The sequence below is a fragment of the Pseudolactococcus chungangensis CAU 28 = DSM 22330 genome (assembly GCF_002441885.1).
GTDB classification, from domain to species: Bacteria; Bacillota; Bacilli; order Lactobacillales; family Streptococcaceae; genus Pseudolactococcus; species Pseudolactococcus chungangensis.
Genome location: NZ_JXJT01000005.1, coordinates 77,973 through 93,175, shown reverse-complemented (window position 1 = coordinate 93,175; position 15,203 = coordinate 77,973). Strand labels below are relative to the sequence as shown.

The window sequence follows — 15,203 nt, the reverse complement described above, 5'->3', positions numbered from 1 at the left end:
CTTTGTCATAATGCCTTACAGGATCATGAATTCACACCAAATTCAAGAGATACATTAAGCGTTATGTGCGGCATTTGCCACTCCAGAATGACAGGGGATGTTTATCGTCACTTATCTTCTTGTTCTACTTGCCAACATCCATTAAACTCTGGCTGTCATTTACATGCGCATTTCTATTTCAAACCATAATGATACTAGAATAATGACCAGTCCATTAAGGACTCTTTTAACACAGATAGGATTTGAGTGATTAAAAATAGTGTTTAAATAATACTATTGTTCAATAAACGTTTCAAATATTTATGTTAAAATAAAGTATGACAATTTCAACAGCAGAAATCATTTTAAATCTTTTAATTGACCATGAAAATGAGTGGGTTTCTGGTCAAGAATTAGCCACTAGACTGAATATTTCGCGTGCAGCAATTTGGAAAGCTATTACCAAGCTATCTGCTGATGGTTTTACGATTGAGAGTCAACGTGGTCCTGGCAAGGGCTACCGGTATATCCCTGATGAAAAAATGAGTGCCGCGGGTATTACTCATGATTTACAACATAATATTGCTGTCCAAGTTTTTGACAGTCTACCTTCGACCAATGTTTATGCCAAACAAGTTCTGATTAACGGTGAGGTGACTGAACCGACTGTGATTATCGCCAATATCCAGACGAGAGGGACAGGACATTTTGGTCGACTTTTCGACTCTCCTGCCCAAACCGGCTTATATCTCAGTTTTGCACTCCCGATTACACCGGAACAGCAAGTCGTGCCAAATCTTCTAGCTACTGCAATTGCTGTCGCTGTTGGGCGCACAGTTAAGGCGCTTTTTAATATTGATTTAGACTTCAAATGGATTAATAATATTTATTATCAGGGGCAAAAAGTAGGTGGCATTCTAACAGAAGCGATTGTAAATTTTGAAACCCAAACCTACTCGGCACTCATCGTCGGCATTGGACTGAACCTGACAAATAAGCAAACTGAACTTGGCTACCTTACTAGTCAACTTGCAATTTCCCGAAACCAAGTCGCAGCCTCACTGATTGATCAATTCTTGAGCTTATATGACACTTACCAAGATGGTAAATTCCTTGATGATTACCGGGCACATTTTAGCGATCTGGGCAAAAACGTCCAGATCCAATGCGCTCAGAAAACCTTAGTTGGTAAAGCCATCCGTATTGATAACGATGGGAGATTAATTCTCAAAACGGCAGTGGGTCTCCAAAAATTGTCATCTGGTGAAACAAAATAAAAAGAGCAGCTGCTCTTTTTTAATACTCTTTTAAATGATAGGTTTGGTTTGTAAGGTCCACTCAACTCAACTATACTATACTATATTCTACTCTGTCGGTTTTTTAAGCCGTTGAAAGCAATGATTGGATAAAATATTATTGAGATAAGCAATAATTTCTTGTAATTCAAAATCAAGACAAAAACTAATAACAAGGCACAAACTGAGTATACTATCCTTAACCACAACATATTTAAAGGGGAGTAATCATTCTTTATAAATATTGATAACATACTAAAAAGAAAAGCAAAGACAAATAAACTTGTAATTTTGATTCTCATTTCTATTCAGTCCTCATAGTTTATTGAATGCTGTTTCTGCTTCATCATTAAACAACATCCTCTAATTTGTTATAATTTGAATTTGTACAATCCGAATTTTTACAAAATAGCCTCATTACCTCAAATATCATATTCTCCAAACAAGCCCATAACTAGCAATTGATATAAGAAAGACTACACAGAGAGTAAAATGATTCAAAAAAGCCATTTCTTGTTGTTTATCTTTAGGTTGCCAGTAGGATAAAAGTTTTTTATAATTCAAGATTAAAACTATCACAATCAAAAATGTAATAACTGAAAAAGCAGCTGAAAAAAACATTTTTTCTGTTGATGTTGATAAAGGAGCTTTAATAGGTACACCAACCAAACCATAAAGGAAACAGCAAATAAACAATATCCTAATCTTATTTCGCTTTGTCATCTTGATTAACCTCATAGTTTATTGAATGCTGTTTCTGCACTCTGCAAAGTTACATATAGCAAATGTACATTAATTATCAAAACCACATTAATTCTATCTATCTGTTCTAAACAATAATATTTCTAAAGAAAGGAGTATAGTGACTAGGTAAACTAGCCACGCTGCACTACCTCCCACTCGAAAAGAAAACAAAATAGAGAACATAAGAATGGAGAAAGGACTTATCAAATGTACAATAGAAAATCTGTCTTTCTCTTTGAAATGGAAAAACTTTCTTAATACAGAATTAGTTAATATAAAGCAACTTAACAAAATTGACGAAAACAATACTATTAAAAAATCTAGCAAATCCATCTTAAGATAGAACAAATATAAAACAGAAATATCCAAAAACAAAGTTAGCAAAATCAATAAACTAGCATATTTCACCACAACCTCCTATATATAACACTCAACATAAGCGTTTCTAATGGTTATTTCTTAACCAAAGACATCACAAGCACTAAATTATAACAACTATCTCAAACCCGCTATACCCAAGCCAACTATTTGCCCTAGCATATCGGCAATACCAAGTACCGCTATGAATAAGAATACTTTCCTAGCCATTGATTCTTTCTTCTTGATAGTAATGCGTAAGATTAACACAGCTAGCAGATAACATACATCCGAAATAATATCATCTGTTCTGGAGATAAATTCTACTTGATTTCTTTTAGCAAGAGAGGTGTAAAATCTAGTCTTTTGCCAAAATAAATCAACAGCACCTGAAGTTTCATACGAAATAATCACAAATGGTAGCATTAATAGAATTAGAACGATACAAATTTTCAGGGTTATTGATAAATAGGTTCGATAATTTTTCATAGCTTACACCTTAATATTGATTGTTTGATTTTCTCTATTCGTCATTGATGATCACAAGATATTCAATTTATTAACAAAGACATTATCTTTACTAATACCAATCCATTCAGTCCCCATTGAATCCATTGCAAAGACTTCTTTATTTTTGGATAATAGTTAGCATGTTCTTCTTGCACAGGGAAAACTCGAATGCAACAACTAATTACAAAAATAAGTAACTTTGCAGCTAAAGCAAGAACTAGAGAAATAAAATTAGCAATCAATCGGCTTTTTTTTGAAAATTTTATCACCTCCGTGAACGATTGAAAAGGGGAAGCTGGTTTTATCAATGGTGGATTGAAACAAAGATATAGGCAAACACAGAATAGACATGTTAAGATAAATATTAAAATTGATATTCCAATCCTTTTCATGTTAAACACCCTCCTCTAATTTGTTATAATTTGAATTTGTACAATCCGAATTTTTACAAAATAGCCTCGTTACCTCAAATGTCACAGAATCCAAACAAGCCCATAACTAGCGATTGTCATAAGAAAGCCTACACTGAAAGTAAAATGTTTCAAAAAAGTCATTTCTTGTTGTTTGTTTTTGGGATGCCAGTAGGATAAAAGTTTTTTATAATTCAAGATTAAAACTATCACAATCAAAAATGCACTAACTGAAAAGACAGCTGAAAAAAACATTTTTTCTGTTGATGTTGATAAAGGAGCTTTAATAGGTACACCAACCAAACCATAAAGGAAACAGCAAATAAACAATATCCTAATCTTATTTCGATTTGTCATCTTGACTAACCTCATATTTTATTGAATGCAGTTTCTGCACTCTGCGAAGCAGTGTAATAGTAATATATAGCAATTGCAAGAGCGCCTGTATCTATATTCAAACCTCCACCTGTCACTAAATTGATAATACCTAAAGCTGTATTACTAACCCAATTTGCCACAGGAATAATCTGTAATGCGATATATACTGCCATAAATACAGCCGTACCAATCCCAAATAATCTTATTTCATTTTTAGCTGATATAATATCATCAACACTATCACTAAAGGCTTTAGCTTTAGACATATTTGTTGTTATTTTGGTAGTCTTATTTCTCCTAGCACGCATAAACTCAGATGCACCTAAACTAAAAGCATAACCAAAAGTGGAGCCATGTGTCTTACTATCAATAGTTGTTTCACGTCCAAAACTACTAACTAACTGTCCCATCACATCTTGTGCCCTAAATAGGTCTATATTTTGGAAAAGAACTTCATCACTTAAAGATAGACTTTGTAACTGATTTAATTTTAAATTTGAAAAAGCTGTTCTGCCACTTAAAAGTGGATTTGTTGGAATAAGATTTTGTTTCGCTGCCGCAGGATTGCCCATACTCGCAACTGTCTGTTTAGCTGATGCCGCATCTACTGATACTGGACCATTTTGACGCCAGTTATGCCAAGTTCTTTCCCACTTGTAATCTATACCACCAAGACGGAAAGTTTTCGAATTTACTGGAATATAGAACGTACTTGACCACCATGGATTCCAAATCTCATAGTAGGGTGTTTTATTTTTATCACCATCTTTAGCGGTCACATAACCAACGATTGCTACTGCGTGTCCTGTTTCTTGTTTTTCCTCATATGTCTGAGCATTAATATTATAAGCATCCATCTCAATAATCTGACCAGCATCAATTTCTTTTTTCACTTCATCAAAACTTAGAGCACGCTCTTCAACCGTCACACCAATATTATATTTTGAATTAATGATGTTTACAAAATTTTCAATTGTGCTACCTTGTATTGTACTAAGCTCCTCATCTGATAAATCTGGACGATCCGCTTGCATAATCTTTTTTGCTGTCGTAATTGGTGCATCTGTAGCTTTTCTAAATGTGTTAATTGCAGCTGCGTTCACATAGGCAGCACACCAGGGCTCTGAACTTTGTGTTTCACGTATATAAAAGTTATTACTGGAATTAAAGTTGGCTGTCTTTTCTGGTGGATTAACAACTGCAGGATTAGTTGGTTTAAACTGTGTATTATCGCCTTCCGGTGCAGATTTTTGACGAATGTTATAAATAGTTAAATCTGACTGGTAATCTCCTTGAGTGACTGCCTTAGAAACATCGACTCTCATAAAATTATCATAATCAAAGGCTTTATTCCTTTTTAAATATGTTTGATAGGCATCTTGACCACCCCAGTTTATCTTGTAAACCGTCGAAATATTTTCATCTTGCAACATTGGTGATGTATCAATAGCATATCCAAAATTATTATCTATGAAACCATTACCAATTGAAGCCAATTGTTGAAGATTGTTCTGTTGATCTGTAGCCTTATATGTCGTTAAATAAAGCTTACCGGAACTTGAAAGAGATTTAGTCAAGTCTTTTGTTAATTTTCCTGATGATGTATCACATGCAAAACCTAAGGACTTATACCATTCAACAATCTGTTGTCCTGTCACATCCTTACTGGTATCTATTTTAGCAAAATTTTCTAACTCTTCGATAGTTTTTTGGTGGTCAGCATCAAAATAGAGATTGATTAAAGAAACTGCCGCTAATTTTGCCTCGCTATCTTTTGTCGTTGCTGGATATTTTCGATATAATCCTTTCAAATCTGAATCAGTAAATGCAGCACCTGTAATATCATTTCCTGATTTAGTCAAATTAACATTAAAAATCCCTGATGCACGATTACTTAAAATCGTTAAACTACTTTCCCAAGTCGGGTCTTTTTGGATATCTGTTATAGACTTGACCCACTTATAATCTGATGCAGCACTGCTTGAATCTGGATTTTCATATTGATCTTCAAACTTAAATGCGTTTTGTTCTGCCCCATCTTGAATAAATAACTCCCCATGATAGGCTGTTTTAACAAATGACTGATGAAGTTTTTCAGTCCCTGCCTCCACATCCGTATGTGCATAGAGTACCCCTGTTGTTTCTTTTTCTAACCAATTTATTGAATCTTGATTTTCAAATATTGTAATAATCGGGTTTGTTTTATCTAGACTTTTCTTAATCTCATCTGTTGTTAATGGACGATTAACAATACTAGCAATATACCCTTTAGAATTCAACCATGCCACAGCTTGCTCAGCACTAATATTTTCACTTTTTAACTGCTCAAATGTATCATTTGGATATAACCAACTTAGCATATCTGATGCCGATAACCAACCGTCATTCTGAATATTAGCATTCACTACAGAAACGATTGATGCAGCAAGAGATTGAGAAATTTTACCATCTCTTCCGTCACTTGAATTGATGATTTGCCATGTAGGTCTAGCTATTTCATTAATTTGTTTAATATCTACTTTAATATCATCAATCGTAGTAGCCGTGTTACCGCTTGTAAATGCAAACGCAGTTTGTGCTGAGTATGGCAGTAAAATAAACCCAACACCAATCAACATCGCTACTTGTATGATTAACTTTTTCAATTTCATTTCTTTCTCCCTATCTACTCTTCTGAATCAGCAATAACCTTTATCATTTTCCCATCTTTACTCATATCATAAATAACTGGATTTTTAATTTTCTTTTCCAAATCCTTTAAATTAGACTCGGTTACTAATTCTAAACTACCATTTAAATTAATATAAACGCCATTAGAAATTATGTCTTTTTTAAACTCAGCGATATTTTTCTTTTCTTCAGCAGTAGTCACTTCCTTAACTGTTGATGTTTCTTCTTTTGCAATACTTGATTCTACTTTGACATTTTCATCTATTGTTTCTTTTTTACTTGTTTTACTTACTGACGGTCTATTTATTCCAAGTTTTAAGTCTTTTGTGTCCTCTTTTTTGGAACTAACCAAAAATAAACTCAATCCAATACATAAAATAAACCCTCCGAGTAAGGTTATTTTTAACTTCCTCATATTCATTTCCTTTCAATTTAGCTAAACATTACTTTTGCTCACTCTTTCATTGGGAAAAACGATATATAATAGCTTAAAAGTAGTTTTTTACCATCTTCATATCTCAACCACTAAAAAAGCGCTTACATAAAAATGGAAATATATCATTTTTTATAACATATGTATACACTATTATAAACTTATATATCATTTCATGATAATACTATTGGGACAGAAATAGTGCAATATCAGGACATTCTATTAATTAAAGTCATCATATACCCTGTGTGACCTATATCACACTCCTTCAATAAAAAAACAACCATTCAACGTATCAAAACAGACCATATCATGATAAAATAGAGCTATGATATTAAAAAATTTATTCTTTGATTTGGACGGAACAATTCTGGAAAGTTCCAGGGGAATCCTTAATAGTTTTCGATATACTTTTGATGAAATGAAATATCCTCAGCTATCCGATACTGAATTAAATACTTTTATCGGCCCACCCCTTGAAGTCACTTTTGAGACCCTGTCTAAAGGCGATGACGCATGGGCCAAAAAAGCTATCATGACTTACCGCCAATACTATGCAACCAAAGGCATGTTCGATGCTAAGCCTTACGATGGAATTCTAGAGATGCTCGAAGACCTACATCACCATAACTACAACCTCTTTATCGCGACCTCGAAAAAGGAAGATGTCGCGCAGAACATGCTGTCAGAACTCAATCTATCGCATCATTTTAAAGGTATTTTTGGGAACACACCTCAAGCACACTCTAAGACGCTTGTCCTCAAAAAATCATTAGAGCTCACACAATCGACACCTAACACCTCTGCCATGATTGGAGATCGTAAATTTGATATCATCGGTGGTCAGGAAAATAACGTCGCAAAAACAATCGGCGTACTCTGGGGATTTGGGGATGAAACCGAGCTTAAAAATGCAGGTAGCAATATCCTCATTGCCCATCCACAACAACTTTTGGAGATTATCAGATGAGACACCTCAAATTTAAATCAGTTTTCGATATCATGGGTCCCGTCATGATTGGACCATCAAGCTCACATACTGCCGGTGCGGTCCGCATCGGTAAAATTGTACACTCGATTTTCGGTGACCAACCAACCGAAGTCGAGTTTCATCTCTATCAGTCCTTCGCAAAAACCTACCGTGGGCATGGAACGGATTTAGCTCTAGTAGCGGGAATCCTAGGCATGGAGACAAATGACCCTAGAATTCCAGATGCGTTAGAAATTGCAGATAAGGTTGGCATTAAAGTTTTTTGGCGTATTCATAAAGAAGAAAAAGTGGATCATCCCAACACTGCTAAAATAATTATCAAGAACAAGAACAAATCCATGTCAATTAAAGGGATTTCGATCGGTGGTGGTAATATTCAGGTAACTGAGCTCAACGGCTTTAACGTTGCTCTGAATCTAAACACGCCAACACTTATCATCGTCCACCAAGATGTGCCAGGCATGATTGCTAAAGTTACGGATAGCCTCTCAAAATATAACATCAATATCGCCCAAATGAACGTCACGCGAGAAAATGCGGGTGAAAAAGCCATCATGATTATCGAAATTGACTCACGTGATGTCGACCAAGCCCTCGCTAAAATCAGAGCTATTGATAACTTACACAATGTCAACTTCTTTGGTTAAGAGGTAAAACACTAAAAAATACCACAACGAGATTAACTGCTGAGCCACGTTGCAGATAGCAGCTTTCCTAAGCTCTTCATTCCTCAAATTACTAAAGGAGTAGCCATGTTTTACACGATAGAAGAATTAGTCACACAGGCTAATCAGAAATTTGACGGATCCATCTCTGAATTGATGATTGCGACCGAAATTGAAACATCTGGTCGGACGCGTAATGAAATTCTCGCCCTCATGTCAGAAAATCTCAATGTCATGTTAGCCTCAATCAATAATGGCATGACAGAAAGAACATCACGCACTGGACTGACTGGTGGTGATGCCCTCAAACTTGATAGCTATATAAAAAATGGTAAAACTTTATCAGATACAACCGTTTTAAGCGCCGCGCGAAATGCTATGGCTGTCAATGAGAGTAATGCTCAGATGGGACTCGTCTGCGCCACACCAACCGCTGGTAGTGCAGGTTGCATTCCCGCAGTGCTATCTACCGCCATCGACAAACTCCAATTAACCCAAACACAACAGCTAGATTTTTTGTTCACTGCCGGCGCTTTCGGATTAGTTATTGCTAACAATGCTTCAATTTCAGGTGCTGAAGGAGGTTGTCAAGCTGAAGTTGGCTCAGCCACTGCTATGGCATCAGCTGCCCTCGTCATGGCTGCTGGTGGTACCCCCCATCAAGCCAGTCAGTCTTGTTCCTTTGTCATTAAAAATCTACTTGGTCTCATCTGTGATCCTGTCGCTGGACTAGTCGAAGTCCCTTGTGTCAAACGCAATGCTATGGGCGCAAGTTTCGCCTTAGTTGCTGCTGATATGGCTTTAGCCGGTATTGAGTCTAGAATCCCAACTGATGAAGTTATCCAAGCCATGTATCAAGTCGGACAAGCCATGCCCAGTGCCTTTCGCGAAACTGCGGAAGGTGGCCTTGCGGCTACACCAACAGGGAAACGACTTAAAACTGAAATTTTCGGTTGAATCTAAAAGAAATGAAAAACTCATCATGTAGTCTAATCACATGATGAGTTTTTATGAGTTTTTATGAGTTTTTATGAGTTTTTATGAGTTATCTAAAAATATATTACACTCATATTTAAAACATCACCGAAATATTTATTCACCTTGATTTACATCTCTTTTCTCTTATAGTCAATTTCTAATAACTCAAGTTTCGCGATATCTTGATCTTCAGCGTTTCCACCACTTGTCAAATAGTCCCCTAGAAATAAAGAATCTGTTATCAAGAAAGCAAAATGTTCTAAATCTCCAAGATGATATTCTCGCCCAGCGCTCGCACGTAACTCTACTTCAGGGAAAATAAACCGCATCAAAGTTAAAATTTTCAAACATTTAATAGGCGTCAAGGTATTAACATTTGAAAATTTTGTCCCCTCAATCGGAATCAGGAAATTTATTGGAACAGAATGTGGTCTCAATTCGCGTAACTCAAACGCCAAATCAATTAACTGCTCATCTGTCTCACCCATTCCACAGATAAAACCTGCACAAGCACTCATATTAACTTGTTGCAGCATCTCCAAGGTATTTTTTCTTTGCGCATAAGTATGTGTCGTCGCTATTTTTTCATAATTATCCTTTGGTGTGTTTAAGTTATGATTCAGACGATCAACACCGATAGATTTAAAATAGTTGATTTGTTCAAGTTTTGACAACCCAACTGATAAACATATTTTCAAAGGCAAGTCTTGCTTAATTTTTTTGATTGTCTCACCTACTGCAATCATTTCCTGCTTGGATAGCCGACTACCACTTGTTGCGATACAAAATGTCGTGGCATTCCGTTTGTAGGCAAGACATGCTTTTTTATAGATAATATTAGTCGGTAACAAGCCATAACTCTCAATATCAGCTGAACTAATCTTAGATTGTGCACAATAACCACAGTCTTCTGCGCATAACCCACTTTTGGCATTCATTAGTACATTCAACTGCATTGTATTTTGATGAAAATGATTTTTCACCATTAAAGCAGCTCCATATATTCCCCACCAATCCGTACTGCTGTTTAAAATAGCCAATGATTCTTCTTTTGTTATCTGACTTTTCTCATTACAAATTCTCTGAGCAAGTTCAATAAAATCCATCCCAAAATAACACTCCTCTATCATATAGTAAACTTATTTTATATAAATAGTTTACATTTGTCAAGCTATACAAAAATACCTTATCAATAGACAAGGTATTTCTTTATATTCTAAATTCATCTGTGGCCCGAGACACGCAAACGATTAAGTGCACGGTGAAGTGCGACTTCAGCACGTTTGGCAGCATCCACATCGCGTTTCTTTTCAGCTTCTTGAAGATCGTTCTCAGCTCGACGTTTGGCACGTTCAGCACGGGTAACATCGATATCACGCTCACGTTCGGCCGAATCAGCAACAATCGTGACTAAGTTATCATGAACTTCAGCAATCCCACCATTGATGGAAATCCAGTCAACATGTTTTTCATCATCAATTCGACGCACTTTCAACTCATCGATTTTTAATGAGGCAATCGTTGAAATCATGTTAGGCAAGACCCCGAGTTCGCCATCAACTGTTGACAACAAGATAAAATATGCATGGTGATCGTAACAGATGCCATTAGGTGTAATGACTTGGACTGTCATGTAATCCATATCAGACCTCCTTATCTAAGCTCAATAGCCCATTTTCTTAGCTTTGGCGATGACATCTTCGATTGGACCAACTGAACGGAACGCATCTTCTGGCAGGTCATCATATTGACCTTCAAGAATATCCTTAAAGCCCTTAACTGTTTCTTCAACTGGCACATAAGAACCAGGTTGACCAGTAAATTGTTCAGCCACATTGAAGTTTTGTGACAAGAAGAATTGAATGCGACGAGCACGACCAACAAGGGTCTTTTCTTCGTCAGATAATTCATCCATCCCTAAGATAGCGATGATATCTTGTAATTCACGGTAACGTTGGAGGACACGTTGCACTTCTGTTGCCACTTCATAGTGCTCTTGACCGACGATTTCCGGTGTCAAAGCACGTGAACTTGATGCCAATGGGTCAACGGCTGGATAAATCCCTTGTTGCGTTAATTTACGCTCAAGGTTGGTCGTTGAATCCAAATGGGCAAAGGCAGTCGCTGGCGCTGGGTCAGTATAGTCATCGGCTGGTACATAAATCGCTTGGATTGAAGTAACAGAGCCTTTTTTAGTAGAAGTAATTCGTTCTTGTAATTGCCCCATTTCTGTTGCCAATGTTGGTTGGTAACCAACGGCTGATGGCATCCGACCCAAGAGGGCAGATACTTCAGAACCGGCTTGCGTGAAACGGAAGATGTTATCGATAAACAAAAGCACATCTTGACCTTCAACATCACGGAAATATTCTGCGATTGTCAGACCCGCCAAGGCAACACGCATCCGTGCACCAGGTGGCTCATTCATTTGACCAAAGACCATGGCTGTTTTTTCGATAACGCCTGATTCTTTCATTTCTCCGTAAAGGTCATTCCCCTCACGTGTCCGTTCACCAACACCAGTAAACACGGAAATACCACCATGTTCTTGGGCAATGTTGTGAATCAGCTCTTGAATCAAAACGGTTTTACCAACACCGGCACCACCGAAAAGACCAACTTTACCACCTTTAAGATAAGGGGCAAGTAAATCAATAACTTTGATACCGGTCACAAGGATTTCGTTAGAGGTAGACAATTCATCAAAAGCAGGTGCTTTTTGGTGAATTGGGCTACGCTCAGCATCCTCAGGGAATGGTGTCTCCAAATCGATTGTATCACCAATAACGTTAAATACACGACCAAGGGTTTCTTTCCCGACAGGTACACTGATTGGGCGACCTGTATCCAGAACTTCAAGGCCACGCGTTAAACCATCAGTAGACTCCATGGCAATGGTGCGGACAACCCCATCACCAAGCTCAAGTGCTACTTCTAGCACGATTTTAGTTTTTGTCTTATCGCCATTGTCTTTATAAACAATCAGCGCATTATTAATTTCAGGAAGATTTTCTCCACCTGCAAACTCTACGTCTACAACTGGTCCGATTACCTGTGAAATTTTACCAGAGCTCATATTACCTCCTGTTTTATTAAGATATTCAGATGACAACTACTCTGCACCATGACGTGAGTGACCCTAGTCAGGTAGACTAGGGATACTTACATTAGGGAACAAGTTGCCAACACTCAATTTGTTTGACTATACGCATTTAAGTAAAGAAAGTATACAACATTTTTGAGATATTTTTTGTCCAACGCCTAAGTGCAAAACCACTTAGGTACATCATACATAGCTACTGATCTAAGCACTAAAGTGCCAAGATAATAGCCAAACGAAGAAGAAGTGTCGAAAATAGCCAAAAACGTTTGCTTTATTTGCTTAATGACGTATATTTATTCCAAGGCACTCGCGCCGGCAACAATTTCCGTAATTTCTTGGGTAATGGCTGCTTGGCGGGCACGGTTGTATTGGATAGTCAGATCATTGATCACATTTTTAGCATTATCAGTTGCGGCTTGCATGGCTGCCATACCTGCAGCATGTTCAGCCGTTTTAGCATCAATAATACTACCATAAATCATGCTTTCCGCATATTGTGGCAAAAGTTGTGCCAATATGGTGTCACGATTCGGTTCAAGTTCAAATTCTTGATGATGAGAAGTGGCTTCATTTTCATCTAAATCAGTAATCGGTAACATTTTTTCAACACGTACTTGACTCGTCAAAGAATTAACATGGTGATTATAACAAACATACAATTCATCAAATAATTCATTTTGATAAAGACTAACTGATTTATTGACAATTTTGCGTACTTCATCAAAGGTTGGCTGATCAGACAGGCCTCGAAGCTCATAAGAGACGTTGATATCGCGAGCCTTGAAGAAATCTGCCCCCATGCCACCAAGGGCAATGATAACATATTCCTCTTGATTGTCATGATCGTCGTGCAACATCTGCATAACAGCTTTCAAAATCGTTGAATTATAGCCACCGACGAGACCTTTATCCGATGTAATGACAATATAGCCAGTCTTTTTAATCGGTCTCTTGATCAACATTGGATTATTTGACCCCTCAGATAATTCTGAGCCAATCAAATCGGTCGTCATCGCACGAACTTTTTGAGCATAAACTTGAAAGTTCTTAGCGTTTTGTTCAGATCTTGTCAATTTTGCAGCAGATACCATTTGCATGGCACCTGTAATCTGACTTGTTTTTTTTGTTGATGCAATTCTGACTTTGATTTCATTTAGCGAAGCTGGCATAGCAAACCTCCCTTTTAATTAATTGCTGATGATGCTTTGAATTCTTGAATAGCTGCATCAAGTAAGTCCTCAGCTGGTAAATCTTTGGTTGTGACGATTGTCTCAAGCAAGTCCTTATGATTCATATCAAAGAAATCAAACAATTGTGATTCAAAGGCAAGAATATCATCAACTGGCACTGTATCAAGGAAACCATGCGTCAAAGCATATAAAATTAAGACTTGATACTGAACGGCAAGCGGTTCATGTAGCGGTTGTTTCAAAACTTCAACAGTTCGACGACCACGGTTCAATTTTGCTTGTGTTGCGGCATCCAAGTCAGAACCAAATTGTGTAAAGGCTTCTAGTTCACGGAATGATGCTAAGTCAAGACGAAGTGTTCCAGCAACTTTTTTCATCGCCTTAATTTGTGCACTACCACCAACACGTGATACGGATGAACCGGCATCAATGGCTGGACGAATACCTGAATAGAAAAGGTCATTTTCAAGGAAAATTTGACCATCTGTAATGGAGATAACGTTTGTTGCGATGTAGGCAGAAATATCTCCCGCTTGCGTTTCAATAAACGGTAAAGCAGTCATAGAACCACCACCTAATTCATCAGAAAGTTTAGCTGCACGTTCTAAAAGACGTGAGTGCAAGTAGAAAACATCACCGGGATAGGCTTCACGACCTGGTGGACGGCGGAGCAATAGTGACAATTCACGATAGGCAACGGCTTGTTTTGATAAGTCATCATAAACGACCAAAACGTGTTTACCATTATACATGAATTCCTCACCCATAGCTGCACCAGCATAAGGTGCGATATAAAGCAATGGTGATGGTTGTGACGCAGATGCTGTCACCACAATCGTGTAGTCAAGCGCACCATATTTACGGAGCGTTTCAACTTGCGTCCGTACAGTTGATTCTTTTTGACCAATCGCCACGTAGATACAGATCATATCTTGACCTTTTTGGTTCAAGATAGCATCAATGGCAATGGTTGTTTTACCCGTTTGACGGTCACCGATAATTAACTCACGTTGGCCGCGACCGATTGGTACCAAGGCGTCAATCGCTTTGAGACCCGTTTGAAGCGGTTCAGCCACACTTTTACGTTGCATAACTCCCGGTGCTGCTGACTCGACTGGACGTGTTTTATCCGTTTTAATCTCACCCAGACCATCAACAGGGATTCCCAAAGGATTGACAACGCGCCCAATCAGCGCTTCACCAACAGGGACTTCCATGATTTTACCTGTCCGTTTGACGGTATCGCCTTCACGAATATCGCCAAACTCACCGAGAACAATAATCCCGACGTCAGTTGACTCCAAGTTTTGTGCCATACCATACGAACCGTTTGAAAATTCAAGCAATTCACCACTCATGGCATTTTCTAGTCCATGAGCACGGGCGATCCCGTCACCGACGTATGTTACAACTCCGGTCTCAGCGACTGAAAAATCAGGCGTAAAATTTTCAATTTGTTGTTTAATCAGTGAACTGATTTCATTAGCATTAAAAGCCAAA

At 37.6% G+C, this 15,203-nt stretch carries 14 protein-coding genes; 4 read left to right on the top strand and 10 right to left on the bottom strand.

Annotation, left to right across the window (positions count from 1 at the left end; translation table 11 throughout):
* Window positions 1-317: 317 nt before the first annotated feature.
* A complete protein-coding gene (locus tag RR45_RS03800; protein WP_084463452.1) occupies window positions 318-1,256 on the top strand; it encodes a biotin--[acetyl-CoA-carboxylase] ligase in 939 nt (312 codons plus the stop codon).
* Window positions 1,257-1,703: 447 nt separating this feature from the next.
* On the opposite strand, the gene RR45_RS03795 is transcribed toward RR45_RS03800, so the two are convergent.
* From RR45_RS03795 to RR45_RS03770, 5 genes are all read right to left on the bottom strand, one after another.
* Window positions 1,704-1,997, bottom strand: a complete 294-nt coding sequence (locus RR45_RS03795) for a hypothetical protein (protein ID WP_072353577.1) — start codon at window positions 1,995-1,997, stop codon at window positions 1,704-1,706.
* A gap of 516 nt (window positions 1,998-2,513) precedes the next feature.
* The gene (locus tag RR45_RS03790; RefSeq protein WP_031365868.1) at window positions 2,514-2,864 is read right to left on the bottom strand and encodes a hypothetical protein; all 351 of its coding nucleotides are present in this window, start codon (window positions 2,862-2,864) and stop codon (window positions 2,514-2,516) included.
* Between the two features lie 494 nt (window positions 2,865-3,358).
* Window positions 3,359-3,652 carry a hypothetical protein gene (locus RR45_RS03780; protein WP_031365870.1) on the bottom strand — a complete coding sequence of 98 codons (294 nt, stop codon included), beginning with the start codon at window positions 3,650-3,652 and terminating at the stop codon, window positions 3,359-3,361.
* An 11-nt stretch (window positions 3,653-3,663) separates the two neighbouring features.
* Entirely contained in the window at window positions 3,664-6,324 is a 2,661-nt protein-coding gene (locus RR45_RS03775; RefSeq protein ID WP_031365871.1) for a C47 family peptidase, read from the bottom strand.
* 14 nt (window positions 6,325-6,338) lie between these two features.
* The gene (locus tag RR45_RS03770) at window positions 6,339-6,758 is read right to left on the bottom strand and encodes a hypothetical protein (RefSeq protein WP_031365872.1); all 420 of its coding nucleotides are present in this window, start codon (window positions 6,756-6,758) and stop codon (window positions 6,339-6,341) included.
* 346 nt (window positions 6,759-7,104) lie between these two features.
* Here RR45_RS03770 and RR45_RS03765 point away from each other — a divergent pair, with 346 nt between their 5' ends.
* The 3 genes from RR45_RS03765 to sdaAA all read left to right on the top strand — a co-directional run bounded on the left by RR45_RS03765 (window position 7,105) and on the right by sdaAA (window position 9,389).
* Window positions 7,105-7,746: an HAD hydrolase-like protein gene (locus RR45_RS03765; protein ID WP_031365873.1), complete on the top strand. Its 642-nt coding sequence runs from the start codon at window positions 7,105-7,107 to the stop codon at window positions 7,744-7,746.
* Window positions 7,743-8,414 carry an L-serine ammonia-lyase, iron-sulfur-dependent subunit beta gene (sdaAB, locus tag RR45_RS03760; RefSeq protein ID WP_031365874.1) on the top strand — a complete coding sequence of 224 codons (672 nt, stop codon included), beginning with the start codon at window positions 7,743-7,745 and terminating at the stop codon, window positions 8,412-8,414. Before RR45_RS03765 ends, sdaAB begins: the two co-directional genes overlap by 4 nt.
* A 105-nt stretch (window positions 8,415-8,519) precedes the next feature.
* Window positions 8,520-9,389 carry an L-serine ammonia-lyase, iron-sulfur-dependent, subunit alpha gene (sdaAA, locus tag RR45_RS03755; protein ID WP_031365875.1) on the top strand — a complete coding sequence of 290 codons (870 nt, stop codon included), beginning with the start codon at window positions 8,520-8,522 and terminating at the stop codon, window positions 9,387-9,389.
* Between the two features lie 149 nt (window positions 9,390-9,538).
* Here sdaAA and bioB read toward each other — a convergent pair whose 3' ends face one another.
* The 5 genes from bioB to atpA all read right to left on the bottom strand — a co-directional run bounded on the left by bioB (window position 9,539) and on the right by atpA (window position 15,202).
* Window positions 9,539-10,516, bottom strand: coding sequence for a biotin synthase BioB (gene bioB, locus RR45_RS03750; RefSeq protein ID WP_031365876.1), 978 nt, complete (start codon window positions 10,514-10,516; stop codon window positions 9,539-9,541).
* Window positions 10,517-10,632: 116 nt separating this feature from the next.
* Window positions 10,633-11,052, bottom strand: a complete 420-nt coding sequence (locus tag RR45_RS03745) for a F0F1 ATP synthase subunit epsilon (RefSeq protein WP_031365877.1) — start codon at window positions 11,050-11,052, stop codon at window positions 10,633-10,635.
* 21 nt (window positions 11,053-11,073) lie between these two features.
* Window positions 11,074-12,486: a F0F1 ATP synthase subunit beta gene (atpD, locus tag RR45_RS03740; RefSeq protein WP_031365878.1), complete on the bottom strand. Its 1,413-nt coding sequence runs from the start codon at window positions 12,484-12,486 to the stop codon at window positions 11,074-11,076.
* A gap of 320 nt (window positions 12,487-12,806) precedes the next feature.
* The gene (locus RR45_RS03735; RefSeq protein ID WP_031365879.1) at window positions 12,807-13,682 is read right to left on the bottom strand and encodes a F0F1 ATP synthase subunit gamma; all 876 of its coding nucleotides are present in this window, start codon (window positions 13,680-13,682) and stop codon (window positions 12,807-12,809) included.
* A gap of 14 nt (window positions 13,683-13,696) precedes the next feature.
* Window positions 13,697-15,202 carry a F0F1 ATP synthase subunit alpha gene (gene atpA, locus RR45_RS03730; RefSeq protein WP_031365880.1) on the bottom strand — a complete coding sequence of 502 codons (1,506 nt, stop codon included), beginning with the start codon at window positions 15,200-15,202 and terminating at the stop codon, window positions 13,697-13,699.
* Window position 15,203 lies beyond the last annotated feature (1 nt).